The 17,614-nt window shown below is 33.1% G+C and carries 8 protein-coding genes; all 8 read left to right on the forward strand.

All coding sequences use genetic code 11. The features are described from left to right. Positions 1-6: 6 nt before the first annotated feature. A complete protein-coding gene (locus Q4Q35_RS08175) occupies positions 7-744 on the forward strand; it encodes a LolA3 family protein (RefSeq protein ID WP_303277474.1) in 738 nt (245 codons plus the stop codon). A 33-nt stretch (positions 745-777) separates the two neighbouring features. Next, a complete protein-coding gene (locus Q4Q35_RS08180) occupies positions 778-10,251 on the forward strand; it encodes an RHS repeat-associated core domain-containing protein (protein ID WP_303277475.1) in 9,474 nt (3,157 codons plus the stop codon). Between the two features lie 1,362 nt (positions 10,252-11,613). Beyond that, complete coding sequence (locus Q4Q35_RS08185) at positions 11,614-12,171, forward strand: REP-associated tyrosine transposase (protein ID WP_303277476.1); 558 nt, start codon at positions 11,614-11,616, stop codon at positions 12,169-12,171. A 169-nt stretch (positions 12,172-12,340) separates the two neighbouring features. Continuing rightward, positions 12,341-12,751, forward strand: coding sequence for a hypothetical protein (locus tag Q4Q35_RS08190; protein ID WP_303277478.1), 411 nt, complete (start codon positions 12,341-12,343; stop codon positions 12,749-12,751). Between the two features lie 258 nt (positions 12,752-13,009). Continuing rightward, entirely contained in the window at positions 13,010-13,726 is a 717-nt protein-coding gene (locus Q4Q35_RS08195) for a hypothetical protein (RefSeq protein WP_303277479.1), read from the forward strand. A 495-nt stretch (positions 13,727-14,221) separates the two neighbouring features. Beyond that, positions 14,222-14,827 carry a hypothetical protein gene (locus tag Q4Q35_RS08200; protein ID WP_303277480.1) on the forward strand — a complete coding sequence of 202 codons (606 nt, stop codon included), beginning with the start codon at positions 14,222-14,224 and terminating at the stop codon, positions 14,825-14,827. A gap of 4 nt (positions 14,828-14,831) precedes the next feature. After that, positions 14,832-16,286, forward strand: coding sequence for a fibronectin type III domain-containing protein (locus Q4Q35_RS08205; RefSeq protein WP_303277481.1), 1,455 nt, complete (start codon positions 14,832-14,834; stop codon positions 16,284-16,286). A gap of 47 nt (positions 16,287-16,333) precedes the next feature. After that, positions 16,334-17,614: DUF2341 domain-containing protein (locus Q4Q35_RS08210; RefSeq protein WP_303277482.1), on the forward strand; the 1,281-nt coding region annotated here is incomplete at its 3' end.

The following is a 17,614-nucleotide window of genomic DNA, read 5'->3' on the forward strand; positions in this document are numbered from 1 at the left end:
TAGGTAATGAGAAAAATAATAATATGTCTGTTACATAGTCTCTTTTTATTAGGATCGGTATTAAATATACAAGCTCAAAAACCAAGTGTAGGAGAACTATTAAATAAAGTCACGAATTTTTATCAAAAAACGAATCAATATCATATAGATATGACTTTTACTATGTATCGGGGAATTACAGGAGATAAACTAACAGAATCCTACACAGGTACCATGGAAAAAAATGACGAATATACTAAGAATAGTACTTTAGAAACATTGGTATATCGTTTTCCGCAAGCACAATTAATTGTAGATAAAAATCAAAAAAAGATGATCTATAATAAATTAGATACTCATGCTATACAAAATGCTCCAATTGATCTTAGCTCTTATATGAAGTATTATGATAAATCACAAATATTAGAAGAAGGTAACCAATGGGTTTGCGAATTAATAGCATCACAAAATGTTTTTTCAGAACTGCCTTATGGTAAAGTACTCTTATATGTAAGTAAAAAAGATTACAGAGTAACCAAACAAATACTGTTTTTCTCTAACCTTATTCCATTTCGAGGAAAAGAAGCATCAGATATAGAACAAGATTATGGAAGACTTCATATTGATTTATTATACGATTTCAATAAAAAAGTAGAAAAAAAGGAATTGGCATATTTTATTACAAAAACAGTCAATAATAAAATACAATTACAAAAAGATTTTGCCAGCTATCAATTGGTAGATCAAACAGAATACAATAAATAATCAAGTAAATACTAAAAGCGAATGTTTACTACTATGAAAAATAAAATCACAAAAACACTGTTTTTTCTTTTGCTAATGCAAACGTACTTTTTAAGTGCCCAAGAGAAAACAAACTATAATTCTACCGAAATAGAAGCTGTACTGGGAACAACAACGCCTTTGCAATATGTAACCACGAATCTGGATGTGGTAGGAATAGTTAAAAATACAAACCCTATGGGGTATATAAGCCTCTATATAAAAGAAAACGAGCCTCCAAATGATTGGTTTTCCTATACATTACGGTTAAATGTAACTCCAGCTTCGCTTTCTGGAGTATTTGATGGTACTTCTAAAGAAATTACCCTAAAAGTAGAACATAATACCCTCGCTGGAGCCATTGGTAGTTCAATAGATATAAGTAAACATATAGAAACAGGAGCTTATGGTGTTAGTGTAGAGCTTATAGAAGGGATCTATACAGACTTATCCAATAGTGGTTCAACACCAGTTTCTAATGGTGCCGTACCAGCAAATATTGGTTTAGAGTTAGGGTTTAGTGCTACAACATTTACAGCCTTGTCGTCAACAATACCATTGGTTACATTGACTCCTCCTGTGCCTAATAGTAACGAGATACAACTCAATTGGGATTCTATTGATGGTGCGATGTCTTATGATGTAGAATGGACATGGATAGACGGGTATGACGAAGATGAAACTATTTCACTAAGAGATCCAGAGACCATTCCCTTTACAAAACACGATTTCGAACAAAACAGTACTCGGGTACAGACCTCAAACACAGCATACAGCATACCATTAATTTATGCTAAAGGCTATTTAATTTATAGAGTAAGAGCTGTAGGAAGATTTTTAGAAGACACAAATGTTTATAGATATGGAGCGTGGAGTGAAGCAGAAGATGATAATTCAAATTTTCTATCAGATTGGAATGCAGTATATCCTATAAGTGATGACCACCAAGTTGATAAAAACTGGCAATTTCAAGCATCTTATGCAGAAGAGGGAAAAAAGAAAGAAGTAGTGAGTTATTTTGATGGTACCCTGCGTAACCGTCAGACCGTAACAAGGATTAACTCCGACGATAACATTATTGTTGGCGAAGTTATTTACGATGCACAAGGAAGACCAGCTGTAGAAGTGTTGCCAGTACCTACCAACAGTGAAGCTATAGATTATACAGATAACTTTAATTTAAACACTATAGGAGATATTTATAGTTATCAAGATTTTGATACAGACGACCTTAATATTTTAGATGAGGAAACCTTATTAAAAGGAATGAATACCTTAAATGGAGCCAGTAAATATTACTCATCAGTTAATGATGTAAACAGTGCGTTTAAAGATAGAATCCCAGATGCACAAAACCATCCTTTTTCTCAAATAGAATATATGCCAGATAATACAGGAAGAATTCTTAGAAAAGGAGGTGTAGGCATAGATCATCAATTAGGAAGTACCCACGAAATGGAGTATCATTACGGAACCCCAGAGCAAAAAGAGTTAAACCGTTTGTTTGGGTATAGTGTGGGGCATTTTTCACATTATAAAAAAAATACAGTAATAGACCCTAACAGGCAAGCCAGTATTAGTTATATCGATCCGCAAGGAAGAACCATAGCAACTGCATTAGCCGGTATTTCACCAACCAATTTAGATGCTTTAGAAGATGAAATTGATGCCAATCAATTACTACATAAACGTGTTACCACAGATTTATTAGGAAAACTAGATGCTTTAGCTACAGATACACCACAGGACAATAATATAAAACAGTCAACTCAAGCTTTTGGAGCACAAGAAGATGCATTAGTTTATTCTGCGACAAAACTTGCTGTAGAACCGTCTGAACTAGATTTCTCTTATACACTTCAAACAACAGATTTTGAGTATACATGTACAAGTGGTTTAGTTAATTACCCAGTCGTTTACGATTTGTTTGTAGATGTATTAGACATAGAAGGGAATAGTCTGGTGTTAAATCGTGAAGATCCAACTTTTAACCTTGCAGACTTTTCGCTAGACGTACCAAGAGGAGCCTATAGTATTACAAAAAACTTAGTAGTAAATAAAAACACATTAGAAACCTATGCAGATGCATTTATAGATAAGTTAACAACACCAGGTGATGCATGCTATATAGACCCAGAAGTAGTAGTGCCTGTTCCTGCAGAGATTATAAATGGTTGTTTTGTAAGCTGTGAAGATTGTGAAAGTTCATTAATTGCAGAGTATGGTAATGCTATAGGTTATAGCAATGCTAAAATGGAAGATTACGATTTCACAGACCTAGAAGAGACCTTAACAACAGAAGAATTAGACGAAGAAAAAGCAAGATTAATTGTAGCTTTTAAAGAACAATGGGAACAACTTATTCTAGCCTGTAATGCCCCATGTACAGATGGTACCGATTTAGCAAACCTTTCTTCAGAAAACATTGTAGCTAACTCCATGTCTTGTAATATAGCACGTACTGTATTATTAAACGATATGAAACCTACCGGGCAATACGGGCAATATCTAAGTGTTTTAATAAATGAAGGAAATGGAGAAACAATAGATGAAGTTATACAAACCACGCTAAATATTTTTAATGAAGGAAACCGTTTAATTAGTACAGAAACAGACGATAGTCAAATTCGCAATAGCTGGCGTAATCCAAGGCATCCTAATGATCCATTGCCAAATGGAAACGAATTATATACCCAAGGGCATTACTATAATACAGACGGCACCATAAGCTATATAAAAGTAAAAGAAACGACAGATGCAGATGGAAATAACACCTATACACCAGACATTCAATTAGGAATAGAGTTAATACCCGTTACAAAAAACACCAATAACGATGAGTATTTAGTAGAACCACAATATTTAGCCAATGTAGAAGATTTTATTGCTTCGGGTGTTTGGCAAGACCAATGGGCAGAATCACTTATCGTATACCATCCAGAATATTGCTATTTACAATACGGAGAAGCTATTTGTGGCATTACTAATAATGTTACAACTGCTATAGGGAGTCCTTTAATGAATTCTGATGGTTACGATCAATATTTACGTCAATTAGACACCTATGCTAGTGCAGGTTCATTAGCAACTGGTACAACTATAATGACTCAAGATCCATTTTTTAGCGGAGGTACTCCTTCAGAATTAAGTGCTATACAATTTAATTTACGAAACAGTATCATGTTCGAGGCACTTACCAAAAACTATAATAATACAGGACTTAGTTTAGAAGAATATGCATTGGCAAATGTAACATGTAATAGTGTTACAGATTGTAATACAGAAGGATCAACCGTATCTATATTAACAACAACTGCACAAAGAGATGAATATTGGGCTATTTATAAATCCAATTACAGTAATGTAAAACAAATGATCCAAACATTTTATGGTAATATCTATGCAGAAAGTAAAAACTGTTATAATGGATGTATTGGAGAAGAAGATAAACCTGTAAATCTATTATCGGTACTGGCCGATTTTAATGATGTAAACAAAAGCGGATTTGATGCAATTATAAAAGCAGGAGAAGATAAAATATGTAATAGTGATGTTGCGAGCGATTATACAACAAAAGAAAAACGCTTTAAACCATCAGATAATTTATACGATTCTGGACAAGATGCAGCAGATATCGTAAATGAATATGGAGAATATACAGGTTACGAGTATTATATACAAACAGGAGTATGCCCATTAGCAAGAGATTTACAAATCTTTTTAGAGTCTTCATTTAACGATTTTGGAACCCAATCTCCTGGGATTTCTGGAGAGAGAGCATTTACAGGTAAATACTTAAGTAGGGATTTGTATCAGGATTTAGGAGGGAATCTGGAAGAACTGCAACAACCGGGAGATGTTATGTTAACAAGCACACCTAATGGACTTAGCTTAGAATTAAGTTTTGGAGTAGGAGATATTCCAATAACAATAACACTACCAGATGGTACGCAAACATGGGATAATTATGGAGACGCGAATTGGGTCATTACTAAAGTAAGCCATATTAAATCAGACTATGATGATGTAGCCGAAGTATTTACCTTTAAGGCAGTAGCTCAAGTACGTACTAGTTTTGTAGCTACAGATTACGAAGAAATTGTTATTAGTGGTACCACCCAAGCACGTATATCAGACTGTAGTGTTGTGCGAGACTCGGGAAGTGTAGGACAATATTTAGGTAACGGAGGAACTTCTGGTCCGTTAGGGTATTGTTCTGAAAAACAACGTTTTACGTACGCATTTTTAGAGCTTTTAAATGAGCTTTACAATGCTAGTAGCCTAAATACGACAGTCCCATTAAATAGTATTTCGGCCTATAGTAATAGTTATTTAAAAACCTTTTTTGGTGGTGGTACAGCAACATGGAGCAATACAGGAAATATGTATTTTATAGAAGTTGATGATGTAAAACGCTTTATATTAGAGTTGGAAGAAAATGAAACTTTACCAATCATAGGTGTTGCCGATTTTACAGGGATGGGTTTAAGCTATGAATATAATGAAGAAGGGGTCATTACCAAGCAAAATGTTCGAATTACGTATTTAACGGAATCAGATAAAATTAAAGAAAATAAAATTGGAACGCTATCACAAGAAATTATAGTAGATGAACCATTGTTTAAAACTAAATTTTTCTTAAGAAAACAGATATCATATGGAGGCCTAACTGGAGATGGTTCTCAAGGAAATAGGCAATACTATAGAGATGTATATTTTACACCCAAAAATGTTGGAATTTTTCTTGATGAGCTTGCAGATATTCAGTTTAATATTAATTTCAATAATTATTCCACGGATCCTGCAGATTATAGTACGGCTGAAATGATTATAAATGGGCAAAATTTTAAAATGTCCGATGGTACTTTAAAAGTTGATTTTATTGATGGTCTGGCGGAAGCATATCAACATTTCCCTCAGACAAATCGTCTTTCTTGGAATAGATATTACGGTCAAACTTTTGATATTTATGATTTTTCATACAATATCAATAACAATGAACGCATTTTTAATTTAAATGAAGGAAATGGTGCTGCAATATCTACGAATGGTTTAGGAGTTATTAATGTAAATGAAAGTAGTTGGTTTACAGATCCTATTTTAGGTACAGGATTAAAATTTGATAGCTCTTTAGAAGCAGGGTGGCTTGATTCCATTCCTTTCATTTATGAAGAAGGAGCTGTTATTAGCTTTAATGCTAGGATTAAATTTCAGGACGAATTACCTTATCAGACTCCAAACGATAATTTTGGATTTATAGCACATATTGATTACGAAGACCCTGAGGATAGCGATAACCTATATGTGTTAATGGTTGCTGCTGATAAAGGAGATGAACCAATAGTACCATTTCCGGAACTATGCGATTCACCTCCCTTAGCATGTATTATACCAATACCAGATCCAGTAAGCTGCACAGACAAATATCCTATGTATGTAACGTTAATGAATACCATTAACGATAAAGAAGAAGACTTTGGAGAAGATTTAGCCGAGGATGAAGGAGACATTGTAAGCGAAGAGGAGTTTTGTGCCAACTCGTACCAATATTTAGTAGACGATTACCAGTATTATATCACTACGTTTGGTATTACCAGTGTTTTAGATTTAGACTATATATCTATAGCCCGTTTTGGAGCAACAGAATTTAATTATGGGTTTCCAGGCATTCAAGGTATTATAAACTTGTATCAAACCCATGTAACAACTACAAGAGCCAATGCAGACGAGTATACTATGGATTGGGCTGCATTTACATCAAATTATTTAAACCAGCCAGAAAACAAGAGTACTTGTGTACCAGTACCCTTCCCTGTGAATTTTGATTCAGTAAATATAGACATCCCAGAAGAAACACCTTGCGAACAATTTTATGCCAGTGTTACCGCAGCATATTCTAAAGATGTTTATGATAATCTTATAGCCACCAAGCGAGAAGAATTTATAAATGCCTATTTAGAACACGCATTAAGTACGCCTGTAGAAACATTTAATATGGAGTACCCAGACAAAGAATATCAATATACTTTGTATTACTACGACCAAGCAGGGAACCTATTACAAACCGTACCACCAGAAGGTGTAGATCGTTTTACCGAAGAAGAATTAGAAGCAGATGGAATACATAGTGCCATTAATTTACATAGAGAGAGTAACAATCCAAATGAAGACCTAACACTATTACCAGATCATGATTTAATAACAGAGTACCGTTACAACACCCTAAACCAATTGGTATGGCAATTAACTCCAGATGGAGGTGAAACACGTTTTGCATACGATGCATTAGGCCGAATTATAGCCTCACAAAATGCCAAACAATTAGTAAATAACCGTTTTAGTTATACCAATTATGATGAACTTGGACGCATCGTACAATCCGGAGAGTTTGCGCCTAATACAACCGTTTCTATAGAAGAAACCACAGGTAAATTGGTTTATACAGCAGATGGAAGCTATGTAGAAACAGCTGATGATTCAAATCCATACCCTCTAAATATTTCAGATATATTGTACGAAGTAACAACAACTGGGTATGATAAATTAAAAGGACTAAACCCTACAGAAATTTTTGATACAGTAGACGATGACAACAATACCACAGATAATACCCGTAACCGTGTAGCAGCTGTTTATTATTACGACCTTCGGGATTATGTTAATAATATAGGAACAAACTTAGCAAACTACAATAATGCCACGTTCTATAATTACGACATACATGGTAACGTAAAAGAGTTAGTACAACACAATAAACTTATGGTTATAGATCTCAATAATTCCCAATCTGGAATGAAAAGGGTATTGTATGAGTATGATTTAATTAGTGGAAATGTAAATAAAGTAAGCTACCAAAATGGTAAACCAGATATGTTTGCACACCGCTATACCTACGATGCCGATAACCGTATCACTATGGTAGAAACCTCTAGCGATGGTATGATCTGGGAAAAAGACGCATCGTACCAATACTATGCACATGGACCACTAGCACGTACCGTACTAGGAGGTAAAGAAGTACAAGGTATGGATTATGCCTATACATTACAAGGTTGGTTAAAAGGTGTAAATTCCGAAACCATGTCATCAACAGACGATATGGGAACAGATGGTACAGCAACCTCTCTAGTGGCAGAAGATGCGATGGGCTATTCGTTAAGTTATTTTGATGGTGATTACCAACCTATAAGTTCATTAGGAAATACATTTAGTTATAGTACCACTAATACAGTGACAGACCCAGCGGCAACAGCAGGTAGAAATTTGTATAATGGTAATATTAAGCAAATGGTAACAAGTCTGTTAGATAACGATGAAAACTTGCTAAGCTCGCAGTTAAACAACTATGGATACGATCAATTAAATAGAATTAAAACCTATAGTGGTAGCAGTATAAGTGGAGGAGGAGCGCCTACAGATAGTTACTCTGCAGATTATACCTACGATCGTAATGGAAACTTAAAAACACTTAATCGTTCAACCCTTAACAGCAATGGTGATGTTGTAGGAATGGATCAGTTAACTTACGATTATAAAACCAAACTAAACCCAGACACAGGACTCCAAGAACGCACCAACCAATTAGACGATGTACAAGACGCTTTAGGAGATACAGGATTTAATGATCTGGCAACACAAGACGATGGAAACTATGTATATGATGAAATTGGACAATTAATTAGTGATGCAGAGGAAAATTTAACTAATATAGAGTGGCGTGTAGATGGTAAAGTAAAGGCAATAACTAAAAATGTATCGGGCACAGAAAACGTTATAAAATTCCAATACGATGGGTTAGGAAACCGTATCTCTAAAACCGATGTAGCAGACAGTAAAACCACCTTATATGTTAGAGATGCACAAGGCAATGTATTGGCAGTATATAATAGCGATTCTGTGGGTGATATAGTAATTCCAGAATACCCATTCGATATTGCGCATAATAATATACAAGTAGCAGATACGCAAAGCTTTAGTGCCGTAAAGACCATTACCTCTAACAACACAACAACAGAAAACACGGTAGAGGCAACAGGGAATTTAAGCTATATAGCGGGAGAAAGCATAACACTGTTACCTAATTTCCATGTCAAATCAGGAGGTGTATTTACAGCTAAAATAGAAGAAGTAAGTAATAGTGGAGGAGAAGATGGTATGTTCTTAACCGAACACCATATATTTGGAAGTTCGCGATTAGGATTAGAACAAAAGAATTTGGAAATTACCGAAGAACCTATTACTTTAGGCGAAACGATCTTTGAAAATAAAGTTGGTGATAAACGCTATGAGCTTAGTAACCATTTAGGTAATGTATTAAGTGTGGTTACAGACCGAAAATTAATAGACCCTAATGGGCTTTTAAAACCTGATGTAGTTGCTTATAATGATTACTATCCTTTTGGCCAACTGCTACCTAATAGGCATGGTAGTAGTGATAGCTATAGATATGGGTTTAACGGTAAAGAAAAGGATGACGAGTTAAAAGGAGAAGGGAATAGTTATGACTTTGGAGCTAGATTTCAAGACCCTCGCATTGGTAGATGGTTTAGTACAGACCCTGTAATTAAAGCAAACAAAAGTTCTTATCAATTTGGAGGAAATAGTCCAATAGCTAATGTCGACCCAGATGGAAAAGATGAATTTTACTTTAACTTTATAACGGGTAAAATTATTTATAGACCAACACTCGGACCAAATAAATACTATGCAATATATCCGAAAGGGCTAACAAATGGTGAAAAGGATATTATAATTCCATTAAATCCACATGGCTTTGGTAAAGTAAATGGGTTTCTAGATGGAACGGCAAAGGGAGATGTAACCTTTACTCATACTAACGATATTTTCATTACTTGGCCTTTTCACAAAGATTACAAAGATTCTCATTTTACAACACTAGCAAAATTAGTAAAAGGAAATCCCTCTCTTGCGGAATTAATGAAAAGAAGCCCACATGAAGAAGATAAATCTTTAATTGGTCTTATACAAGCTCAAAATACATTATTAGATATTGAGTCTGCCATAAAAACAAGTATTAATGTCGCTTTTGCAGCAAAGGCATTTATTGATTTAATAGAAGTATCACCTGCTATAATATCAAAAATTAAGAATTTTAAAGGTTCTAAATCAGCAAGTGTAAGAGGTATAAGTGGAACATCGTATTCAACTGAGCAGTTAGCAAAAGCAATAACCCCAATTGAAGGAGATATTGAAGTAGTTAAACTATATAGAGGGATATCTGGTACAGAAGGAACGACAGGCTTGTATTTAACTGAATCAGCAGAATATGCGGCTGCTTATGCTAATGGAGGACAAGTTGTTGAATATACAGTGTCTAGGTATGGTATGTACTTGTTGAAGAATGAAGGATTTATTTTTACCAAAACAGGAAGATATACTGGGGCAGCATCTCAAGCAAATGCAAGTGAATTGTTAATTGAAAATAAAGAGATTATAAATGTATTTTTAGATAATTCAGTGAAAAAATAATAATTATGAAATTTTGTTGCGATAAATTTAAAAGTGATTGGAATTTTCCGAGAAATGTTGGTCTAAATATAAGGGTTTCAAAATTTCACCCTAGAGACTTTAATTTTCTCATAAAAAAAGAAATGTATCGCTTTTATATTACTTCAGGGTATAAAGATAATACAAAAGCTGAACCAAATTTAGTTATAGCTCATTGCCCTTATTGTGGAACAAATTTGTTTAAATATTACAAGGATGACTATTACATCAATGAATCTAAAGAATATTTTTTATAGATTAAATATAGAAACCATTATGATTAAGTTGAGAAAATTATTTGTTTTCTTGTCAGTATGTCTCATCATTTATTTATTATTTTACGTTTACAGTAATTTTTATAAACTCTACTTGTTGTATACAAAAATCACTGAATTATTTTTTGTGAACGATTTAGAGATTCCTACTACCGAATTAACTTTGATTGTTGCAAATGTTTTAGGTTGGTTATCTATTCCTGTAATAATATTTTTATTGATAAGGTTTATAATAAAAAATTATCCCCGCTAGCGCTCGACTGTGTCCCCAGCTAGTCCTCGTATGCGCTAGCGCTTCGTCTATGACGAGTGCCGTACTGAGTAAGCAAGAGAGTAGTAACAGAATAAAAATAGAAAAAGCTTTTACAGGGATGTAAAGGCTTTTTTTAGTTTTAAGAGTAGGCCTGCTTGGTTTTAAAGTCCCCCGCTAGCGCTCGACTGTGTCGGGTGCCATATTGAGTAAGCAAAGTAAATAATAAACATTAATGATACAAAACGGGTATATCTTTTATGCCCCTGCTAGTCCTCGTATGCGCTAGCGCTTCGTCTTTGACGAGTGCCGTATTGAGTAAGTAAAACAGGATTAAAATAATAAAAAAGAAAGCTTTTTTACTGAGCCAACTAGTGGGCTTCGTTTGTAGGATAAGTGTTAAATATAAGAAATTAAAATAAATTAAGAAAGAAGCTATTTTAGAAATAGAGTAGCTTCACTATTTATAGCTTTTAACATTGAAAAGTATTAGTTTCTTTGGTATATGTTGTAGTAGAACAAAACATCATAAATCAATAATATTTTTAACTAAACATCTATAAATTTACTCATAAGTATATTTTTTGTTTAACTATAATTAATATTTGATGGTTAAAGCCAAGCAAAAAAATGTTAAAAATGAACAGCTTTTTGTATTTACTAACTATTTAATTAATAAATTGTCAAAATTGGTTTTAGATATAAAGCCCCCAGCTAGTCCTCGTATGCGCGCTAGCGCTTCGTCTATGACGAGTGCCGTACCGAGTAAGACAATAAAAAACTATACTATAAAGGTATAGTTTTTTGTATTTTAGAGCCATGAGCAGAAAATACAAGTTCCATAACAAAGGCGGTTTATATTTTGTAAGCTTCGCAACCGTTTATTGGCTAGATGTATTTATAAGGCAAATATATTTTAATGTATTAGCAGAAAGCATAGACTATTGCAGAAAAGAAAAAGGTATGGAATTATATGCATATTGTTTTATGCCGAGTCATATTCATCTAATGTTTAGATCCAGTGATGAACGACCTATGGAATTATTGAGAGATTTTAAAAAACATACAGCAAAAAAAGTAATAGAAACAATAGAAAACAACCCACAAGAAAGCCGAAAAAAATGGTTATTATGGATGTTTGAAAGAGCAGGGAAAAAGCAAGGTAATGTTACAAAATATCAGTTTTGGCAGCATCATAATAAGCCTATAGAATTATGGAGTGAGAAGGTTATTAAACAAAAAATAGATTATATTCATAATAACCCAGTAGAAAGTGGTTTTGTAACCAGTGCTATAGATTGGAAATACTCAAGTGCAAAGAATTTTCAAGAAGACCATAGTATATTAGAGATAGATGATGCAGGGTTTTTAGGGTAAGGCTAATTTAAAAGTCACTCTATTTCTGAGGTAAAGTAGTTTGTTAAATGTTTTTCTTACTCATTTCGGCACTCGTTATAAACGAGCGCTAGCAGGGGAATCGAGAAGTTCAAACACGTGAAATTGATAATACCGAAGTTAAAAAGGAAAACCCATAAAGATTTAAAAGATGAGAATAATTATTTTAACTCTACTATTAGTTGTTTTTTCGTGTACGGAGAGCGAAGATATTATTTTTAAGAAGTTTAAAGGTCAGTGGTCTATATCTGAAATTAAGTATAATAATTTAAATTATAAGGATTATTTAAATAGCAATGTTTTAATTTTAAAAAAGAATAATGAAATATCAATTCCTGAAACGGTTCATTTTAATGAAGATAGATTCTCGTTTTGGAGTTTTAAATTAGATCAGGAGAACCAAGTATTATTGAATATTGAATCTTCAAATCATGCTTTTAGAGGTGTGTTTAATGTAGAATTCATTAAAGATGAAAAAAAAAAATTAGCAGGAATGATTCTTAAATCTGATTCAATTTATATTAAAGCATATAAGCTTTTGCAAAATTATAATGATTGGTAGTCATCCCCGCTAGTCCTCGTATACACTAGCGCTTCGTCTGTGACGAGTGCCGTATCGAGTAAGTAAAATGGGGTGAGGAGAATAAAATATGAGCTAAAAAAGAAAAAAAAGGAGTGATATAATAATGGTACTATTTTTAGTTATTCTTTTTGTAAGTGCTGTAGAATCAATGGAAAAAGATTTTCAGGAAATAGATTCGAAATTAAAAGCACATAAAAAAAATGGAAATAAAAGTTCTTAATAATTAAAGAGAAAAAGATGAATTTAAAATATATTTTATTGGTAATTATTTTAGCGTTATACATAAATTGTATAGAAAAGAATGAAGAAACTAAAAAAGACTATGAACATGAAGTATTAGAAAAAAAGGTTGTGTTAGAAGAAAAAACACCTAAGCCGTCTTTGGATAAGGAACAATTTGTTATCTCAAAAGAAAAATTAGAAGGATATAAAATGAAATCTAATCAGCATATTGGCCTAATAGATCAAAATGATGATGTATTGGATATTGGAGCCTCAGGGAAAATAGTTTATTATCCCTTTGGCGTAAAATCTTTTGCAGATAGTATAAATATTAAACAAAATAACATCTTTACCAAGGATACAATTGATTCATTAAACGAAAATTTTAGGGATTATTTATTATCATTTAAAGAATCTAAGATAAAAATTAGAGAGTATAAAAAAGATTATTTTCCAGATGGAGAAGACAAATTAGCAGAATATCATCATCAAAAACAGGATTTATCTGTAATATTAGAAGCCAAATTGTATAATTCAGAAATTGCATTAATTGACAATATTAGAGTAGGCATGAGTAAAGAAGAGTTTTTTGCTGTTATTATAGGGGATTATGATGATGATTTAAAAAGAATCAATACGATAATATTAGGCGATATGATTGGAAATATGTCACAATTTTACAAATTTAAAAATGATTCCTTGTTTGAAGTTGTTTTTAAGTTAGAGAATTAGACTTCCTCCGCTAGTCCCCGCTAGTCCCCGCTAGTACTCGTTTGTAACTAGTACTTATCGAAAAAAGAAGTTACTTTAACAATAGAGTAGCTTCACTATTTATAGCTTTTAACACTAAAAGCATTAATTTTTTTGGTATATATTGTAGTAAAACAAAGCATTATAAATCAATAACTACTTTTAACAAAAACATATTGATTTTACTTATAGGTATATTTTTATTTAATAATAGTTAAAATTAAATCATTAAACGTCTCAGCTAGTCCTCTTATATGTTAGTACTTTAGTCTTTGATAAGTACCGTAGTCGAGTAAATAAAGGCTTTGTCTCGTCCAAATAAAGTTTACATCCCAATAGTATCGGGACTGTAAAAGATTTACAACTTATACTTTATACATAATAATTAAGGATTACCCTTATACATATCATGGTGTACCCTTTGCTAGCTATTAGATGCTTTTTTTAGCTTTAATAAAACTTTAACAAGTCATTTTTATGAAGCTTTTAAAAAGGAGTTTTTCCCCAATATTCTTTATATTATTACTACTGGTATTCAGTGTATTGATATCATGCAATAAATCTTCAAAATCTAATAAACTTCCAGAATACAAATTTTTTAATTTTCAACAGCAAGGCTGGAAATCGAAGTGTGTCACACATTTTGTTAACGATATAAATTACACAGCCACAGAAGTTCCAATACAATACTATTTTCTAAAGAATAACCAAAGTAATTATAATAAAGTAGATTCATTATATCAATTAAATGCAAAAGAGCGTATTATAGAAATAGAGTTTCAGCATGCAAATGCAGCAGATTTATTACTAGAAGACTACACAGATAAAACCTACAAAGAAGCAGTAAAGTACATGGCATTTATCTTAGAAAAAGACTTTACGGTAGTAACTTCTTCAAAAGATACCATTCGTTGTTCCGGTGTAAACTTCGAACGCAACTTTAAAGTAGCTCCCTTTAAACGCGTGTTACTCTATTTCAATAATATCAATCCCAACGATCATATAAAACTCATATACCAAGATCATTTGTTTAAAAATGGGATCATAAAATTCAATTTAATAGATAAACCATTAAAAATTTAAAGTTATGAAATTGATTGTAAAATTGATCATCTTATTTATTTGTAGTATTTCATTTGCTCAAAATGATTCAGACTACCAAGCCATTTTAGATGAAGCTACTCTGCTGGGATATACATTACCAAGTTTAGCAGATCAAACTATCCAAAATCAAATAATTATTAGCATAAAAGCTAGTGGTGTATGGGCTAAAGCAGATTTGATCTTGTATTTTAAAGGAAGTGGTGATAAAAATTTCAAACTTATTAACTGGAAGAACCCTATAGGGGTTAAAGCTACAGAAGAAAGCTTTGGAGGGTCTCTTACATGGGCATCAACTGGAGTTAAAGGAGATGGAATAGATGTAATTAATACACATTTCGACCCATCTGTAGGAGGCTTAAATTATACTCAAAACAATGCAGGGTTTTATGCTAAAATTTCAGAAGCATTTACAACTAAGTTCAATTTATTTGGAGGAGCAAATATTAGCTTATCAACTGAACTTCAAAGACCAGAAATAAATTCAGATGGAAGTTTACCACCAGTCTTTACTTTTCCAGGAACTGGTTTACTTGGAGTTTCAAGAAACAATGCAACATCTCATATTGTTTCGGTAGGTACAGTTCTAACAACACAAACTCATGCCTCAGGAAGTATAACAAGTGAAGATATTAGAATTCTTGGACATAGTACTGTAACCTCTTCAAATTATACCCGATTTGATGGGGAGGTTGCTTATGTGCTTTTTGGTGGAGATATGTCCGCTAACCTATCTGATATTGATGCAGCATTTGAAATATCATCTTTTGACACCCAACCCCCAACTGCACCAACACTATCCAGTACCTTCCAAACAAGCACAACAGTAGATTTAAGTTGGACAGCAGCTACTGATAATATAGCAGTTACAGGATATAAAATATATAAAGATGGCGTTTTAGAAGCTACTTTAGGCAATATTCTAACCTATCAGGTAACTGGGTTAACAGCAGCTACTTCTTACGATTTTACAGTAACAGCTTTAGATATTGCAGGTAATGAAAGTGTGGTTAGTAATACTATGACTATTACTACAGATGTAATTTCAAGCGGAGGAGGTTCTGGTAACTGGAGCTTAAATAATGAAGATGTGTATTATAATACAGGAAATGTTGGTATCGGTACTAATACACCAGATGAAAAACTAGCAGTAAATGGTAATATCCATGCTAAAGAAGTAAGGGTAGATTTAAATAATTGGCCAGATTATGTATTCACCAAAACATACAATTTACCAACATTAAAGGAAGTAGAAGAACATATTAAGGAAAAAGGGCATCTACCCAATATCCCTTCAGCCAAAGAAGTAGAAGCAAAAGGTATTCTACTAGGAGATATGAATGCGAAGCTCCTTGAAAAAATTGAAGAACTAACACTTTATATACTAGAGCAAGAAAAGCAATTAAATCAATTAAAAATAATAATAAAACAACATAACTAAATTCATTTAGATACTATAGTTAGTATGTAAAAGCTAAAATTATAATTATGAAAAAAATATTAGTAATTCTTGTATTGTTAATTATATCTATTAATGTTAATGCTCAAACATTACAGGACTGGGGAAGAAAGCAAGCTATAACAATTAATAATACCTATGTAACGGGAAGTTCAGATTTAACAGATTTTCCTTTTTTGGTAACCTTAGATCATTTAGACTCTGAAATTGTTGATGGAGGCACTAATTCGGCATTAAATGGCGGTGGTGATATTCGTTTTTCCAGTGATGCAGCAGGTAATAACAGATTAGCCTGTGAAATAGTAAGCTTAGTAACCGATGCTACAGCAGCGAACAGGCAATGTCAAGTATGGGTTAAAATACCAAGTCTACCATCAACCTCAGATACTACTATTTACATTTGGTATAATAAATCAGGAGAAACCCAACCCGTAGCTACAGATGCTTATGGAAGTCAAGCAGTATGGACTAATTATAGTTTTGTAAGTCACGATTGTTTGACAGATTCTAGCGGTAACAAAACCATAAACCAAACAGTGGCAGCTTCTACAGGTGCTAGTGTTTTTGATGGTACAACGGCCGATTTTGATGGTGTAGATGATAGGCACACTATCGATATATTAGATTGGGATTTAACCACAGGGCAAACCATCACTTTTTGGGCAAATTATAATAATACCGGAGTTTATAAAAGATTGATTAACCTTATAAATAGTACCGGAGTTATCCAGTTTATTAAGGGAGACATTGCTACTAGTCCAGAAGATATTATATTTTTTAGTTCAACAGACCTTCTTAACGATGGAGAATCTGGAGAGTCGATAAAGGCAGATCATACAGTTCAAGATCAATGGTTTTATATAAAAGGAAGTACTGTTGATTTAGATACTGGAAGAAATTTCAAGTCGAATAATATAGATTACTCTTCTACTTTGCCTGCAATTTATAATTGGACACCAAGCACTAATGAAAACCTAATGACTATAGGAGCTAGGGGAGATAATAGTAATCATTATCAAGGGAGAATAGCGTCATTAATGGTAAGTCCATTCCAACTCAGTGATGGTTATATAGCCAGTGCATATAACAACCAAAGTAGCCCATCTACATTTGCTACTCCAGAAACTCCAGTCTCTGTATCTGCAGATACAGAATCTCCAACACCTCCAACACTATCCAGTACTGACCAAACCGACACTACAGTAGATTTAAGTTGGTTAGGAGCAACCGACAATATAGGAGTTACTGGTTATAACATATATATAGATGGAGTTTTAGAAACCACCTTAGGAAATGTTTCGAGTTATCAA

It is taken from the genome of Flavivirga aquimarina (assembly GCF_030540835.1).
Lineage (GTDB): Bacteria > Bacteroidota > Bacteroidia > Flavobacteriales > Flavobacteriaceae > Flavivirga > Flavivirga aquimarina.

Bases quoted from the DNA above. Each gene is read 5' to 3' on its own strand.
- Q4Q35_RS08180 (WP_303277475.1), top strand. From the start codon at position 778: ATGAAAAATAAAATCACAAAAACACTGTTTTTTCTTTTGCTAATGCAA.
- Q4Q35_RS08185 (WP_303277476.1), top strand. From the start codon at position 11,614: ATGAGCAGAAAATACAAGTTCCATAACAAAGGCGGTTTATATTTTGTA.
- Q4Q35_RS08205 (WP_303277481.1), top strand. From the start codon at position 14,832: ATGAAATTGATTGTAAAATTGATCATCTTATTTATTTGTAGTATTTCA.
- Q4Q35_RS08190 (WP_303277478.1), top strand. From the start codon at position 12,341: ATGAGAATAATTATTTTAACTCTACTATTAGTTGTTTTTTCGTGTACG.
- Q4Q35_RS08175 (WP_303277474.1), top strand. From the start codon at position 7: ATGAGAAAAATAATAATATGTCTGTTACATAGTCTCTTTTTATTAGGA.
- Q4Q35_RS08195 (WP_303277479.1), top strand. From the start codon at position 13,010: ATGAATTTAAAATATATTTTATTGGTAATTATTTTAGCGTTATACATA.
- Q4Q35_RS08200 (WP_303277480.1), top strand. From the start codon at position 14,222: ATGAAGCTTTTAAAAAGGAGTTTTTCCCCAATATTCTTTATATTATTA.